This is a genomic window from Staphylococcus sp. GDY8P72P, from assembly GCF_016890655.1.
Lineage (GTDB): Bacteria > Bacillota > Bacilli > Staphylococcales > Staphylococcaceae > Staphylococcus > Staphylococcus arlettae.
Window position 1 is genome coordinate 224,633 of sequence record NZ_JAFEQJ010000006.1, and the last position, 16,042, is coordinate 240,674.

General features: G+C 33.6%; 16 protein-coding genes and 1 riboswitch. Of the genes, 5 read left to right on the top strand and 11 right to left on the bottom strand.

Translation table 11 applies throughout. The features are described from left to right. The first annotated feature begins 19 nt into the window (after nt 1-19). The 3 genes from JVU85_RS02320 (at nt 20) to brnQ3 (ending at nt 4,173) form a co-directional block, all read left to right on the top strand. Nucleotides 20-811, top strand: a complete 792-nt coding sequence (locus JVU85_RS02320; RefSeq protein ID WP_002511128.1) for an ATP-binding protein — start codon at nt 20-22, stop codon at nt 809-811. Between the two features lie 13 nt (nt 812-824). Further along, entirely contained in the window at nt 825-2,717 is a 1,893-nt protein-coding gene (locus JVU85_RS02325) for a vWA domain-containing protein (protein ID WP_002511127.1), read from the top strand. 112 nt (nt 2,718-2,829) lie between these two features. Continuing rightward, nucleotides 2,830-4,173, top strand: coding sequence for a branched-chain amino acid-like transporter carrier protein BrnQ3 (gene brnQ3 / locus JVU85_RS02330; protein ID WP_002511126.1), 1,344 nt, complete (start codon nt 2,830-2,832; stop codon nt 4,171-4,173). An 89-nt stretch (nt 4,174-4,262) separates the two neighbouring features. Here brnQ3 and JVU85_RS02335 read toward each other — a convergent pair whose 3' ends face one another. The 3 genes from JVU85_RS02335 to JVU85_RS02345 are packed head-to-tail and all read right to left on the bottom strand — an operon-like array spanning nt 4,263 to nt 6,345. Beyond that, nucleotides 4,263-5,399 carry a toxic anion resistance protein gene (locus tag JVU85_RS02335; protein WP_002511125.1) on the bottom strand — a complete coding sequence of 379 codons (1,137 nt, stop codon included), beginning with the start codon at nt 5,397-5,399 and terminating at the stop codon, nt 4,263-4,265. A gap of 37 nt (nt 5,400-5,436) precedes the next feature. Beyond that, nucleotides 5,437-6,057: a 5-bromo-4-chloroindolyl phosphate hydrolysis family protein gene (locus JVU85_RS02340; RefSeq protein ID WP_002511124.1), complete on the bottom strand. Its 621-nt coding sequence runs from the start codon at nt 6,055-6,057 to the stop codon at nt 5,437-5,439. A gap of 18 nt (nt 6,058-6,075) precedes the next feature. Beyond that, nucleotides 6,076-6,345 carry an acylphosphatase gene (locus JVU85_RS02345; RefSeq protein ID WP_002511123.1) on the bottom strand — a complete coding sequence of 90 codons (270 nt, stop codon included), beginning with the start codon at nt 6,343-6,345 and terminating at the stop codon, nt 6,076-6,078. A 262-nt stretch (nt 6,346-6,607) separates the two neighbouring features. On the opposite strand from JVU85_RS02345, the gene msaA reads away from it, so the two are divergent. Together msaA and cspA are read left to right on the top strand one after the other, a co-directional pair. After that, on the top strand, nt 6,608-6,916 hold the full coding sequence (gene msaA, locus JVU85_RS02350; RefSeq protein WP_021458800.1) for a regulatory protein MsaA: 309 nt from the start codon (nt 6,608-6,610) through the stop codon (nt 6,914-6,916). A 179-nt stretch (nt 6,917-7,095) separates the two neighbouring features. Beyond that, nucleotides 7,096-7,296 (top strand): cold shock protein CspA, encoded by a 201-nt coding sequence (gene cspA / locus JVU85_RS02355; RefSeq protein ID WP_001831260.1) that lies wholly within the window; start codon nt 7,096-7,098, stop codon nt 7,294-7,296. Nucleotides 7,297-7,403: 107 nt separating this feature from the next. Here cspA and lysA read toward each other — a convergent pair whose 3' ends face one another. The 8 genes from lysA to JVU85_RS02395 all read right to left on the bottom strand — a co-directional run bounded on the left by lysA (nt 7,404) and on the right by JVU85_RS02395 (nt 15,658). Next, a complete protein-coding gene (lysA, locus tag JVU85_RS02360; protein ID WP_021458801.1) occupies nt 7,404-8,669 on the bottom strand; it encodes a diaminopimelate decarboxylase in 1,266 nt (421 codons plus the stop codon). A 2-nt stretch (nt 8,670-8,671) separates the two neighbouring features. Continuing rightward, nucleotides 8,672-9,745 (bottom strand): alanine racemase, encoded by a 1,074-nt coding sequence (locus JVU85_RS02365; protein WP_021458802.1) that lies wholly within the window; start codon nt 9,743-9,745, stop codon nt 8,672-8,674. Continuing rightward, nucleotides 9,742-10,899, bottom strand: a complete 1,158-nt coding sequence (locus JVU85_RS02370) for a M20 metallopeptidase family protein (protein WP_021458803.1) — start codon at nt 10,897-10,899, stop codon at nt 9,742-9,744. Before JVU85_RS02370 ends, JVU85_RS02365 begins: the two co-directional genes overlap by 4 nt. A 178-nt stretch (nt 10,900-11,077) precedes the next feature. After that, entirely contained in the window at nt 11,078-11,797 is a 720-nt protein-coding gene (gene dapD, locus JVU85_RS02375) for a 2,3,4,5-tetrahydropyridine-2,6-dicarboxylate N-acetyltransferase (protein WP_021458804.1), read from the bottom strand. 21 nt (nt 11,798-11,818) lie between these two features. Then, a complete protein-coding gene (gene dapB, locus JVU85_RS02380) occupies nt 11,819-12,541 on the bottom strand; it encodes a 4-hydroxy-tetrahydrodipicolinate reductase (protein WP_021458805.1) in 723 nt (240 codons plus the stop codon). After that, on the bottom strand, nt 12,538-13,425 hold the full coding sequence (dapA, locus tag JVU85_RS02385) for a 4-hydroxy-tetrahydrodipicolinate synthase (protein ID WP_021458806.1): 888 nt from the start codon (nt 13,423-13,425) through the stop codon (nt 12,538-12,540). The genes dapB and dapA overlap by 4 nt, the downstream gene beginning before the upstream one ends. Before the next feature lies 1 nt (nt 13,426). Continuing rightward, nucleotides 13,427-14,416, bottom strand: a complete 990-nt coding sequence (locus JVU85_RS02390; RefSeq protein WP_021458807.1) for an aspartate-semialdehyde dehydrogenase — start codon at nt 14,414-14,416, stop codon at nt 13,427-13,429. Nucleotides 14,417-14,455: 39 nt separating this feature from the next. After that, entirely contained in the window at nt 14,456-15,658 is a 1,203-nt protein-coding gene (locus JVU85_RS02395; RefSeq protein ID WP_021458808.1) for an aspartate kinase, read from the bottom strand. A gap of 89 nt (nt 15,659-15,747) precedes the next feature. Beyond that, nucleotides 15,748-15,926, bottom strand: a riboswitch (Lysine riboswitch). Nucleotides 15,927-16,042: the final 116 nt, after the last annotated feature.

A 16,042-nucleotide genomic window follows, 5' to 3' on the forward strand; every position in this document is an offset into this window, starting at 1 on the left:
TTATAAGGAGCTATTTTTCATGGTAAAAACACAATATATCAATTCTGATGAAACTATATTCAATGATGCTTCGGCATTATTACGATTAAATAAAAATATATTACTCAAAGGACCAACCGGTTCAGGTAAAACTAAGTTAGCTGAAACATTAAGCGAAACAATAGAAACACCGATGTATCAAGTCAATTGTTCTGTTGATTTAGATGCTGAAAGTTTGTTAGGCTTTAAAACAATTCAAACCAATAGTGAAGGCCAACAAGAAATTGTTTTTATCGACGGCCCTGTTATTAAAGCAATGAAAGAAGGACATATTTTATATATTGATGAGATCAACATGGCTAAACCGGAAACATTGCCAATTTTAAATGGTGTACTTGATTATCGTAGAAAACTAACAAATCCATTTACTGGTGAAGTTGTTAAAGCTGAACCTGGGTTCAATGTAATAGCAGCAATCAACGAAGGTTATATTGGTACCTTGCCAATGAACGAAGCTTTGAAAAACCGTTTTGTCGTTATACAAGTGGATTATATAGATGGTGATACGTTAGGTAATGTTATTAAAGAGCAAAGCCAACTAGATGACGACAATTTAATTTCACGTATTATTAAATTCAATGAAGATTTACGTACAATGACAAAACAAGGACAAATTTCTGAAGAGGCTGCTAGTATTCGTGCATTAATTGACTTAAGTGATTTAGCAACAATTATGCCAATTGAAAGGGCAATACAGCGGACAATTATAGATAAATTAGAAGACGAGAGAGAACAACAAGCTATCATCAATGCGGTTGAATTAAACTTTTAGTGAGGGATAAGTTATGAGTGATCGTTTTATAAAATTTAACGACGAACAACTAGATGCCAAACAAGTAATGATGTTACAAGACTTGTCAAGATTATTACTAAAAAACAAAGAAACACATGTCAAAATTCAAAAATTCCCTTATTTCGATCCAATCAATAATGTGTTGATAACAAGCTCTTTTTGGTCACATCGACCAACACATATTGAAACTGCAGGTTTAAAAACAGATGTCATGCTTGCAGCATACGGATACCAGTTAATGGATTCAACAGTCGTTAATGATGTGATTAATAATGTAGAATCATTTACTCACACGAAGTTTTATCAACAGTTATTTAAATTGCTCGAAGATAAAAGAATTTTAAATATCATTATACAAGAACGACCTAGTACGCAAAAAGCAATTATTCTAAGAAATAAAGTAAGACAGCAATTTATAGAGACACAGATAAATGTCTATAAAACCAAAACAACATTTACTGATTTATTATTATTGCACTTGGCGCACTCATTTTTAACTGAAAACTTTTATGACATTCCTCATATTCATCCACGAATTGATGATATTTTAGTTAATATGTACCAGTATTTACCTAATTTTTTCTACAATGAAAACTCTGAAGACAACAAATTTTTAGCTGATCGAATCATGTATCAAATAGACGATATATTAAAAGAAGATATGCTTAATGAGTATTATCATCTACCTAAACAAGTTTATAGTGCTATGGAAACGCAGTCTTTTGAAGACTTGCGTCGTACAGATGCTAGTAACACTGATGGTACTAATGAACAAGAGAATTCTGAAGATATCGAGAGCGAAAAAGCGGAAACTAAAAGTGCTGACAGTCAATCTTCAGGTGGTGCATATTTAGAAATGGAACTTCATGAAGGCACTAATAGTGACGTTGCAAGTGACAATGATACTGCTCGTGAAGGCGATCCTAGTGATGATATGACCGATATGCAACTTAAAAAAGGAAAAGGTTCTAACCAAACTATAGACAACGAAGAGGGCGGCTCACTAGGAAGTAATAATCTATTTGCTCTGACTGGTATTAATGAAAATGTTGATATTGATTGGCGCGTTCCAGAAATAAAACCTGATTTTCAGCAAGCTTATAGAGAAGTAGAACAAGATGTAGCTTTTGAAACTAAAGATTTAATCAAAATCATTAAAAAAACAATTGATCGTGAACATGATGATGAACGCCATAATTTAACCAAAGGACGACTACAAAAAAACTTATTAAATTGGTTTATTGATGACCAATATAAATTATTTTATAAAAAACAAGATTTAAGTCAGTCATTTGATGCAACTTTCACTTTATTAATAGATGCCTCAGCCAGTATGCAAGATAAAATGGACGAAACCATAAAAGGTGTAGTCTTATTCCATGAAACGTTAAAATCATTAAATGTAAAACATGAAATTTTAGCTTTTAATGAAGATGCCTTTGAAGCTGACGAAAATACGCAACCAAATATTATAGATGAAATCATTCATTATGATAAATCTATCTATTCAAATGAAGGACCACGTATTATCGCGTTAGAACCCCAAGATGATAACAGAGATGGCGTTGCTATACGTATTGCAAGTGAAAGACTACTCAGACGTTCTCATAATCAACGATTTTTAATTGTCTTTTCAGATGGCGAGCCTTCTGCATATAACTACAGTCAGGATGGTATTTTAGATACTTATGAATCCGTAGAAACTGCACGTAAAATGGGGATTGAAGTTTTTAATGTATTTTTAAGTCAAGAACCTATTACCGAAGATATCGAACAAACGATACACAATATTTACGGACAATTTGCGTTGTTCGTAGAAGGTGTTGAAAACTTACCAAGTCAGCTTTCACCATTACTCAAAAAACTATTGTTAAAATCTTTTTAACCGATTTTAGCAATAGTTTAAAATATTCTGAAAAGTTATATAGACTTATTGTCGTTAATCGTGGTAGAATAATGAATATTATATTTTTGGAAAGATTGAAGGAGTATAAAATATGAATAAAAATACATGGATTATAGGTTTCATGCTTTTCGCTATCTTTTTTGGAGCAGGTAACCTAATTTTCCCACCGAGTTTAGGCCTAGATAGTGGACAGTACTTTTGGCCGTCTATTTTAGCATTTTCACTTACAGGGATCGGTTTACCATTATTGGGAGTAGTGGTAGGCGCATTAGATAAAGAGGGATATATCGGTTCATTAAATAAAATATCACCTAAGTTTTCTATTGTTTTTCTAATTGTTATTTACTTAACGATTGGACCATTGTTTGCGATTCCGCGTACAGCTTCAACATCATTCGAAATGACTGTAACGCCAATTGCACATACAAATAGTAGTCTTGCTTTATTTATTTTTACAGTTATCTATTTCTTAATTGTTTTATATTTATGTATTAATCCAACTAAAATGGTAGATCGTATCGGATCTTTATTAACACCATTATTGTTAATTACTATTTTAGCTATGATTATTAAAGGTTTTATTGATTTTGGAAGTAATTCAGCAAGTAAGGAATCAGAGCTATTTACATCTAATTTAGCAGGTTTTTCACAAGGATTTACAAACGGTTATTTGACTATGGATGCGATTGCAGCAATTGCATTTTCAATGATTGTAGTTAATGCTGTGAAATCTACAGGACTCACTCATGCAAATCAAATATTTAAACAAACATTATTAGCAGGTGTTATTGCAGCAGTAGCATTATTGTTTATTTATATTTCTTTAGGCTTTATTGGAAATCATATGAATATATCGCCAGATAAAATTGCCAGTCTAACTGCTAAAGATCAAAATATTGGTACATATCTATTGACGACCATTGCTACAACTGGTTTTGGTTCACTTGGTAAGTATGTGTTAGGTATTATTGTAGCGCTTGCTTGTTTAACAACTGCGTGTGGTTTAATTGTATCTGTATCCGAATACTTCCATAAAATTGTACCTAAAGTATCGTACAAAGTATTTGCAGTTATTTTTACAATTATCAGTTTTATCCTAGCCAACCAAGGATTGAACTCAGTAATTAAAATGTCAGTACCGGTTTTAAGTGTTGTATACCCAATCGCTATCACATCAGTATTACTCATTTTAATTGCACGTATTGTACCAACAAAACCAATCGCACAAAGAATTCCAGTTACAGCGGTAACTATCATTGCAATTTTAAGTATTGTCCACACTCAAGGTTGGATTAAATTAAGCTTCATTGATGTTTTACCGTTAAAAGAATATTCATTAGAGTGGTTCCCAATTGCCGTATTATTTACAATTATAGGTTATATTGTGGCTACTTTAGTCAAAAATGAACAACCGATTGTCTATGAAAAAGAATAATTAACACTAATAAACAAGCACTTCCCAAAAAGGGAAGTGCTTGTTTTATTAATCAATGTAATAGGGAAGTTACACGATGTTAACCATAATTATTGTGGTTTATTTTTCATATCCAATAAATGTTGTTTTAGTTCTCCCTCTAGCTCGCTGAGTTCACCTTCAGCCTGTTTACGTTTATCTCTACCTTGTTTTTGAATTTGAAGTGTTTGTTCTATCGTCTCTATAATATCACTTTGAGTCGTTTTCAATGTTTCTATGTCTACTACACCACGCTCGTTTTCTGTGGCAGTTTCTATAGCATTTTGTTTTAATAGTGCAGAATTTTTCAACAGTAAATCATTCGTTGTATCAGTAACTGCTTTTTGTGCGGATACTGCATGACGTTGTCTCATTAAAGTTAAGGCAATTGTCATTTGATTTTTCCATAAAGGTATACTAGTTAAAATAGAGCTTTGAATTTTTTCCGCTAACGCTTGGTTAACATTTTGTATCATTCGAATTTGCGGTGCTGTTTGGATGGCAATTTGTCTTGACAGTTGTAAATCATATATTCGTTTATCTAAACGTTCTACAAATTGACTCAAATCAGCGGCATCTTGCACTACCATTTGATTATTAGAATTTTGTGCTTCTTTTTGTAATTTTGGTAATTCTGTACTTTCAATCAATTGTTTTTTACGTTTTGCTGCCTCAATATATAATGTTAAATCGTCAAAATAGTCCTTATTTTGGTCATATAACTGATCCAATAACTCAACATCTTTTTTCAAATTCGTTTTATGTTTGTCTAATTCAATAGAAATACGATCAATCTGAGAACCTATTGATTGCATTTTAGAAAAAATTTCATTCACAGATGCTTTAGTACGTTTGAAGAATCGTTTTAATTTTGATTGATTCTCAGGGTTTAATTCATCTGGATTAACTGATTTTAATTTAGCCATTAAACCATTAAGTGAATCTCCAACCGGGCCGATATCCGATGTTTTCACATCGTTTAATATACGGTGTGAAAATTGAGACATATTAGATTGTGCTTCGGTACCGAAATTTAATAACCCATCATGATCCATCGGTGTAATAGACGAACTTAATTCCTCAATCTTTTTTTGCTCTTCTGGTGAAAATTGCTTCGTTTGTTGGATGATTTGTCCTTCATTCGCAGCTTGCTCGTCAATAAAAGAATCAAGAGGGTGTGCATTAATTGAATCTTGCTCTCTTGTCATAACCTATCTCGCTCCATTCTTTCGTCGATATTTCACTTCATTTCTGACGTTTTTGTTCAATTTTATTTAGCTCTATTTCGATATCTAGTTTTTCATAATCTTCTTCGTTAATTCGTTTTAAGTCTGCTACTAAAGTACGGTTAACTTCATCTAAAGTAATACGTGTTTGTTCTAGACGTTGCTTATCTTCTTTAGATTTTTTGGGTGATTTTGAGAGTCGAGTATATGCTTCAATTAAATTCAAAGCATTATCAATGTGTGAATAAAAGAAACTTTCTACTAAGAAAAACTTAGCTGGTTGCTGTTTTACAGCGTAGTAAATAGCACGTGCAATACGATATATTTCATTCACTTGTCTGAAATCTTTAATTGATCTCACATTAATAAATACTTTTAATATGCGTCTAATCTTGTCTTGTGCATGGCTTAATTGATGTTGTACATAGCGATGCTCTCTCCGTGATAACCCAATTTCTTTAAGATACTTTCTCGATGATAAGCGTTGCGTAGGGAAGTAAGAACCCAAAAACGCAGCAACTGAAATTAATACATCAAAAATTGCCTGAATATCAAATGCAAACACTGAAATAAACCATACTACAATCGCAAACGGTATCGCGACTATCATCCCCAAAATACGAGAAATATTGTATCTCAAATTACATCTTCCTTTATTTTAAATAGTTTTAAATTTTGTCAGTGTCTTGTCTATGTCTAATTCTTCGACAGTAAAGTTCTCAACATGTGACGCAGGTGATGCACCGGCTATAACTGCTTCAACAAAATGATTAAGCGCTTCTGGTTCACCTTGCGCAAAAACTTCTACATAGTCTTCTACATTTTGTACAGTACCTGCAATATTATATTTAAGCGCCAGTCTTTCTGTATAAAAACGAAAACCAACACCTTGTACCATCCCAAATACTTTAATGTGTTTACGTAGCATACAAATCACCTCTTAGGTCTATTATACGAAATTTTTTTCTACAAAACTAATATTTAAGTTTTTCTACCTGTCCTTTATCGGCCAAAAGTATGAGTCAGAAAACTTGATTTTGTCAATATTAAAGTTAAAATATTACACATAGAGTTAATTTCATATTTATTAACACATTTACATTACATTAAACTATTGCCAACAATACAAATGTCAAAATTAAATGAAAATACATATGAAAATGAATTTTTGAAAAAGGGGAGCTTTAACCATGTGGACAGTTGCAAAAATTAGAGCTGATTACGAAGGCTGGTGGCTATTTAGTGACTGGACAGACCATATTATAGAACAACAATCGTTTTCAACTTACGATGAAATGTTAGAAGCATACCGATCTATAATAAATAATAGTAAAGATAAATTTGATAATTTTTTAGTAGGGAAACATAATATCCACGCGTTTTATAACAATTGTGAATTAGGATTCTGTGAAGATTGTGATGAGGATTTACAAATATTTTATAGTTATATTGTTTTAAATAATGATAAAGTTTATTGTGATCTTCCAAAATTTAACTAATTTGAATTTTTCAATTATGTATTGCATTTTAATATGCAATCCCGTATACTTGTAAGTAAGCAATTGTTTTATTCCATATTGCAAAGAATATTGTAATAACAGATTTCTGTAACATCGTATTTTTTGTAATATGCGAATAAAGCATATTGAATGAATTTTAGTCTTGGAGGTTTCACAATATGAAACAAGGTACAGTTAAATGGTTTAATGCTGAAAAAGGATTTGGTTTTATCGAAGTTGAAGGAGAAAACGACGTATTCGTACACTTCTCAGCTATTAACCAAGAAGGTTACAAATCATTAGAAGAAGGTCAATCAGTTGAATTCGAAGTAGTTGAAGGCGATCGCGGTCCTCAAGCTGCTAACGTTGTTAAACTATAATTTATAGATTATAAATTGACTTATAAAAGAACCTTAAAAAAGGTTCTTTTTATATGTCCATAATGATTTAAAGCCCCTTGTATGTTCGACATACAAGGGGCTTTTTCTTATTTTGTATCATTAATAATTAATTGACGCAATGACTGCCTTTTTATCACTTCACGGGCTTTACCGTCTTTCAAGAAAAAGACAGATGGCTTTTGCATTTGATTATAGTTAGATGCCATAGAGTAATGATAAGCTCCTGTCGATTGAATAGCGAGATAATCACCGCGACGTACTGTAGATGGTAACTTTGCATTCTTGATAATAATATCACCAGATTCACACAGTTTCCCAGCTATAGTCACTGTTTCATCTGCTACATCATTTCTATTAACGAGTTTAGCTTCGTATTCAGCATCATATAATGCTGTACGAATATGATCACTCATACCACCATCAATAGAAACATATTTATTTACATTTGGAATTGTTTTAATCGTTCCCACTTCATAAAGTGTAATACCTGCTTCACCTACAATTGAGCGTCCAGGTTCAATTCCAATTTCAGGCATTGGATAGTCTTCTGCTGTAGCAACATCTTTGATCGCTGTAGTGATTTCTGCAATACCTTCTTCAATAGGGAAGCTCACATCACCGTCAACATATTTAATGCTGAAACCTCCGCCTAAATTAATCAAATCTACAAAAACGCCTTCAGCTTTCAACCATTGAATAACTAGTTTAGATGTTTCAATCATAGCCTCTGTACCTTCTATTTGAGAACCTACATGGAAGTGAACACCTTTTAAGTTTAATTTTGTGGCATTTTGCACCGCTTCAATTCCTTGTTTTGCTAAACCATGCTTAATGGATAAGCCAAATTTACTGTCTTCTTGACCTGTTTGAATAAACTCATGTGTATGTGCTTCAACTCCAGGATTCAAGCGTAGTACTACATCAACAACATCAGAAGCATAACGATTAATTAACTCTATCTCTTCTAAATCATCAATAACGATGTAACCAACTTTATTTTCTAAAGCATATTGTATCTCTCTTTTAGTCTTATTATTACCGTGGAAGTGAATTTGACTAGGATCGAAACCAGCTTCTAATGCAGTATAAAGTTCACCCTCAGACACCACATCTAATTGTAAACCTTCTTCCGCAACTAATTTAACCATTTGAATACATGTAAAGGCCTTTGAGGCATAAGAAATATTATATTTCAAGCCGCTTTGTTTCATGGCATTATGATATCGTTGCATTTGTATTCTAATTTGTGATTCATCATAGACGATAGTAGGGGTACCAAAGCTTTGCGCTATAGTTTTTAAGCTTGTACCACCCATTGTAAGCTCGCCATTATTATTATATTCTACAGTCATTATTATCTATACTCCTTTATCAATGAATCATGATTCATTGCACTTAATTGTTCTGAATTTGCTCCCACACCTTTAAACGTATGTTCATCTATACGTATATCATTATTATATAGTATCACTTCATCTTGTGCATGTACTTCATCGTCTACTTCAACAAACATATGACTCATCATTAATGCACGAATAGGGTAACGACGACCGTTAATAATCACTTCGTGTTGTGCTCTCGTTTTTAAAATACCATCACCATAACCAATATCAACTACGGCTAGTTTCGTCTGATTACGTTGTGCCTCAAAAGCAAAACTATAACCACAATAATCTCCAGCATTGACAGTTCTCACTTGAATAACATTACCTTTCACCGTTAATGCTTGCACAATATCCAATGTTGAGAGGGTGCTATAAGGTCTCGAGCCGTAAAGTGCAATACCGATACGTGCATGTGTATGATTGGGTAAAATGCCAGACTCACGATAATAACTTGCACTGTTTTGAGCATGTATCATATCAAATTGTTGACCTTCATCTAATAATGTATTAACAATATTTAACCAATTTGCTTTTTCTATCTCATACTCTTCAACATCAAATTCATCTGCATAGCCAAAGTGTGTCCACAAACCACGAATGTGCATTTTTTCTGCTTGGTGGTTTTGTTGATGATGTTGTAATACTTCGCGTAATTCAGCTAATGTTTTCAAACCTGAACGATGTAACAGATTTTCATATTCTAAATGTATATTGATACCTGCCAACGATTCATAGTATTGATAATAAAACTCTAATGAAGGGAGCGTCATTTCGATATTATATTTACGTACTGTATCAAAGTCATAGACAGCATTCATTAAAAATACCGTCGCTTGGGGTGCAAGTTTACGAACTCTAATCGCTTCTTTTAGTGAAGTTGTGCTAAAAGTAGTAATACCAGCTTTTAAAAACTGTTGTACAGCAAATTCTAAACCGTAGTGATAAGCATTGTTTTTTACTACAGCCATAATAGAATTATTGTGTTGTACGTGCTTTACATTATTGTAAAAAGTTTGTATATCTACTGACCAAGTGGCTGTCATTGTGCTTGCACCTCTCCGTAATGATTTAAAATTTGATCATAATAATCTGCGATTCTAATTAGCATAGCTTCATTGAAATTTAAATGTGCAGTATGTAATCCCGTAACAAATCCACGTTGCTCATCTTTAGTACCAACAAACACAAAATAGCTAGGTGCTAATTGGCTATAAAAACTAAAATCTTCGCCAAAAAGGTAAGGTGTCGTTTTATCTACAACTTGTAATCCAGCATTTTCTAGACCTGTTACTACATGTTTTCTCAGTGAAGGGTCATTGTACGTTGGTGGGTAACCTTCTGCAAATTTAACTTCACACTCAACACCGAATAATAAATCAACACTTTCTGCAATTTTTAACATTTGTTGCTTCACAACTGCCAAATCTTGAGTATCATATGTGCGAATTGTCCCTTCAAGATATCCTTGACTTGGCACAGTATTAATTGCTTCACCAGCTTCAAATCTACCCATATGAACGATATTTCTTTTAAGTCCATTTAAATGGTATTGTTGAATTGAACCCACTTGCGCCAATACATGTTGTAATGCTTCACCACAAGAATGACCTTGTTCCTTATCAGCAACATGACTAGATAGTCCTTTTAAAAAGAAACGATACTCAGTGGCACTTGCTGTAATTTCTTCATCGCGAATTGCAACTTTTCCTTCTTCGACAAAGGGCATTACATGTACTCCGAAAACAGCTTCGATAGGGTACGCTTCAAAAGCACCAGCTTTTATTAAACGATTGGCACCGCCACCTGATTCTTCAGCCGGTTGAAAAATAAACACTATATTTTGTGGTAACGTACCAGCATCTGCACGTGATTTACAACGCTGTAAAAATAACATTAATGCAGTAGTATGACCATCATGACCACATGCATGCATAACATTATCATTGAGACTTTTATAATCAACATCATTTTCTTCAAATATCGGTAATGCATCAATGTCAGCACGATAAGCAATTGTTTTTTGACCATTTCCAGGTATATACGCTACTAATCCTGTGTCTAGTGGTCGTTCATAGTGAACACCTAAACTATCTAGAAAGCTCGCAATATATTGCGTCGTTTCATATTCATGTAAACTTAGCTCAGGATATTGATGTAAGTGCCGTCTATGTTTCGTAACAAATTCAAGTTCATTCATATTAGATCAGTCCTTTTAGTTCATAAGTTAAATTTGTTCAATTCATTATGTATTATAAAAATAGGAGGGAGAGAAATATCATTGTTAGTGTTATGCTCTAAAGTACTTCTAAACATGGCACACAACGATATAACTCAATCCTCCTAAATAAATTTATTGATGATTTAAGTATAACTTATTAGTTATTTAAGTTTCTTAAAGCTGATACAATTTCACGTTTTGAATCTTCAACATCTGATGTTTGTTTAATCACTTTAGCTGGAGTACCGGCTACAACTGCGCCTGCTGGAACATCTTGAGTAACAATTGCTCCTGCTGCCACAATTGCTCCTTGTCCTACACGTACACCTTCTAAGATTACGGCATTAGCACCGATTAACACATCATCCTCAATGACAACTGGAGAAGCACTAGGGGGTTCAATGACACCTGCTAATACAGAACCGGCACCTACATGTACGTTTTTACCAGTTGTAGCACGACCTCCTAATGTCGCATTCATATCAACCATCGTACCTTCGCCAACAACAGCACCGATGTTAATCGTTGCACCCATCATTATTACTGCACCATCTTCAATAGTGGCTTGTTCTCTAATAAATGCACCTGGTTCGATACGAGCATTAGTATTCGTCAAGTCTTTTAATGGGATTGCTGAATTACGACGATCTTGTTCGATTTCAACATCTGTAAAACTTGCTTCATTGGCACTATAGAATGGTTGCCACTCTGCCGCTTCACAAAAGATGACTTTTGAACCTTCAGATCCAAATACTTTAAAAGTTTCAGGGAAAATCACGTTGGAGAAATCTCCATTAACATAAACCTTCAGTGGTGTAGATTTTTTTGCATCACTAATATACTGAATAATTTCTTCTGCTGATAAATGTTGTGTCATAATTTAATTAGCTCCTTTAATTTATAAATTATCAAAAGTATAATATCCTTGAGTTTGTTTCACAAGTTTTTCGGCTGCACTTATAGCGCCATTTGCAAATATGTCTTTTGATTGTGCACGATGTGTAATTTCGATTGTTTCATCAATACCTGCGAATAAAACCTCATGTTCACCAACGATTGTACCTCCACGCTTGGCATGTATACCAATTTCGTCATCAGTACGTTTTTCGTTAACTTCATGTCGATCATAAACTGGTGTTGTTTTATCGCGCAATGATTCTATTACATCATACAGTTTTACTAATGTACCACTAGGTGCATCTACTTTTTTATTATGATGTGCTTCCGTTAATTCAATGTCATAATCACGTAACAGTGGTACAGCTGCTTCTAATATTTTAGTAAGTGCATGAACACCATAACTCATATTTGCACTGAAAAAGACTGGCATTTGTGTACTTAATGCTTCTAAGCGTTGAATAATCTGTTCTTTTTCACCAGTTGTTGCAATTACTAATGGTAGTTTAAAAGATTCTTCTAATAATGGTAATAAGAGTTCAGGATTAGAAAAATCAATCGCTACATCTGCATCTTGTGCATCAGCAATATGTTCAACAGTAGGGTAGGGATATGTATTATTGCTATCCCTAACAATTATCCCTACAATTTCATGACCTTTTTCTTCCGCTAGTCGTGCAACACGTTCATTCATTGCACCGTAGCCAATAAGTAATATTTTCATCGATGTTCACCCGCTTTATAATATGCATATGCTTCTTTTAAGGCATTTTCGTCTGCTGTTTCTAATGGTACAAGTGGTAAACGTACTTCATAATTACCAAAGCCTTCCACCGTAGTCAATACTTTGATTGGGATAGGGTTTACATCTACCGCTAAAGCATTTAACAACGTTTCAATCGGTGCAAAGCTTGCAGTTATATCCTCACCATTTTGTTGTGCTTCAAACAATTGTTGTAAATCATCAGCAATAACATTGGCTACAACTGATATTACACCATGTCCACCATCTTTAAAATATTGTACGATATTATCATCATTACCACTATAAAGTGCAAATTGATCTGTATCTAGACGCTGTTGTAAATCATGTAAGTAGTCAAAATCATTAGTTGCATCTTTTAAGGCAACAATATATTCATTTTGACTTAATGTTTCTACTGTAGCTGCCTCGATTGTCATATTAGTGCGAGAAGGCACATTATATAACACTACTGGTAGTTGAGCAGCATCGGCGATAGTCGTAAAATGTTCGATTAATCCGCGTTGGTTCGTTTTATTATAATACGGTGTAATCAACATAATAGCATCTGCACCCAGTTCTCTTGCTCTAACAGAAGCTTGAATAGATTTTTGAGTACTATTTGTACCTGTACCAGCAATAACAGGTATACGTCCATCTACAGTGTTAATCACTTCTTCTAAAATTTGATCTTTTTCTTCGTCAGATAGTGTAGGATTCTCTGCTGTCGTACCATTTACAATGATAGATTGAGCACGCTTGTCGATTAAATAATTCACATGTTTTCTAAGTGCAGTATAATTTACTTCGTTATGGGTGAAAGGCGTAGTTAAAGCTACACCAACACCCTCAAAAATATGTGTCATATTATTTAACTCCTTTCAAATTCATAACTTGTTCCAGTATTTGAACAGCGTTTAAAGCTGCACCTTTCAATAAATTATCAGAAGTGCACCACACATGGAATGTGTTGTCTAAAGAATCATCACGTCTAATGCGCCCAACAAAGATTTCATCTTTGCCAGTAGAATTAATTGCTAAAGGATATTCATTATTTGCTGGATTATCTTCTAAGACAACACGTGAGTCATTGTCAAATAACTGCTGAATATCTGCAACTGTAGTATCTTTATTAACAGTGACGCTCATATGAACACTATGACTATCTTGAACAGGAACACGTACACATGTCGCTGTTACTTTTAAAGCATCATCTTTTAATATTTTACGAGTTTCATCAATCATTTTTTGCTCTTCTTTTGTATAGCCATCTTTTAAAAAGACATCTATATGTGGGAGCACATTATTATAAATAGCATGTGGATATGTTTCAGGTGCTTTACCGTTTGCACCTTCTGCTAATTCTTGTTTACCTTTCACACCTGAACCTGAAACAGCTTGATACGTAGTATACGCCACACGTTTTAAACCATAAGCTTCTTGCATTATTTTTAACGGGACAACTGATTGAATCGTTGAACAATTTGGGTTAGCAATAATTTTTCTAGTTAATTCTGGTTCGTTTACTTCAGGGACAATTAAGTCAATGCCTTCGACCATACGCCATTGACTTGAATTATCGATGACCACGGCACCAGCTTGTTCGAAAATAGGGGAGAAGTGCTCACTTGTACTACCGCCTGCACTCATTAATACAAAATCATATTGTTCATTTGCAGCTTCTTCTGTTAACTCTCTGACAGTATATGTTTTACCTTGAAAAGATACTTCTGTACCAGCTGATCTCGCTGATGAAAACAGTACTAATTCATCAAATTGTATACCTTTTCTATCTATTGTATCTAACATATTTCTTCCTACTAAACCTGTTGCTCCTGCAACTGCTAATTTTGTCATAATTGATACACTCCATTTTCTATTTTTTAAATTATTTGCTTACATTTCAAAGGCTTCATATAATGCCGCAACAGCACGTTCACCATTGTCTGCATCAATAACATATGAAATGCTTATTTCAGAAGTCGTTGTTTGATAAAATGCAATGTCGTTGTTGATTAAAGTGATAAATGCTTTTGAAGCCACGCCAGAGATATCTCTCATTCCTGAACCAATTAAAGAAATTTTGGCATATGATTCATTTATTTTGAAATCTAAAGCGTTGTAATCTTCTGACAACTCTTCCAATAGTTTTGAAATTTGAACTACATCAGTATCTTTAATTGTAAATGATAACTGTAAACCTTCAATATTTACAATTTGTGAAATCATATCCACGTTGACTGATCCTCGATCGAGTTGTGTAAACAATCTTGTTAATAATTTATTATCTGGTAATGGGTAACTAATTGTCACATGCATCATATGCGTATCTAAGGCGACACCAGTCACCGCTTTTTTCTCTAATAAATCTGTTTGTGCCATTATCCATGTTCCTTTCACATTTGATAAAGTTCTACCTAAGTAGAGTGGGATGTTATAATTATTCGCTAATTCAACACTTCTAGTTTCTAATACACCTGCTCCTAAAGCACTCATTTCCATCATTTCTTCGTAAGAGACAGCTGACAAACGATTCGCTTTAGCATATACCCTAGGGTCTGTTGCATAAACACCATCTACATCAGTATAAATTTCGCATGGGGTATTGTTGCTAGCAGCTAAAGCGACTGCCGTTGTATCTGAGCCACCACGTCCTAATGTGGTTAATTCAAAGTCATCATTAATACCTTGAAATCCTGCAATTACTAGCACATCATGTTGTTCAAATGCTTTGTGAAATGTATCTGGATTGATTTCAGCTATTCTACTTTTCAAATGATGGCCAACTGTTTTAATACCAGCTTGGTAACCAGTCATTGCTTTTGCACTTATACCAATATCATTCAATGTCATTGCTAAATATGATACAGTTTGCTGCTCACCAGTTGTTAACAGTAGGGCAAGTGCATCGTCTTTAGGTGTTTCAGTCAACATATTTACATTTTCCATAAGTTGATCTGTAGTTTTTCCCATCGCACTAACTACTACAATTAATTGTTCACCTTGTTCAACTCGTCGTTTTAGCATTTCCGAAATATTCCTAATTTTCGAAAAATCACTAACAGACGAACCTCCAAACTTTAAAACACTTCTATTCACTTACATATCCTCCTCAAAGTATTAGGGGAGAATCACAAATCATATAAAAAAAGAACAAGCTCTAAGTGCGAACCTGCTCTAAATCTATATACAAGTGATGCACTCCATTATTTTAAATAATGACAGACCTTAAGCTCTTAACCACAAAGTCCAACAAAACAATAAGCTGCTATTATTGTCGTTTCGGCATCTCACCCTTTCAATTTTAGCTACTAGCAGATAGTTTGTTCTAAAATTTACTAATGATTGATGCGCCTCATCTAATTCTTATTAAATTGGTTATGATTCATATTATACATATAGGGCATATGACTGTAAACCTTTAAATTCATTTTATTTGAATTTACTGAAAACTTATTCATTTTATATGTTCAAAGTTAATAT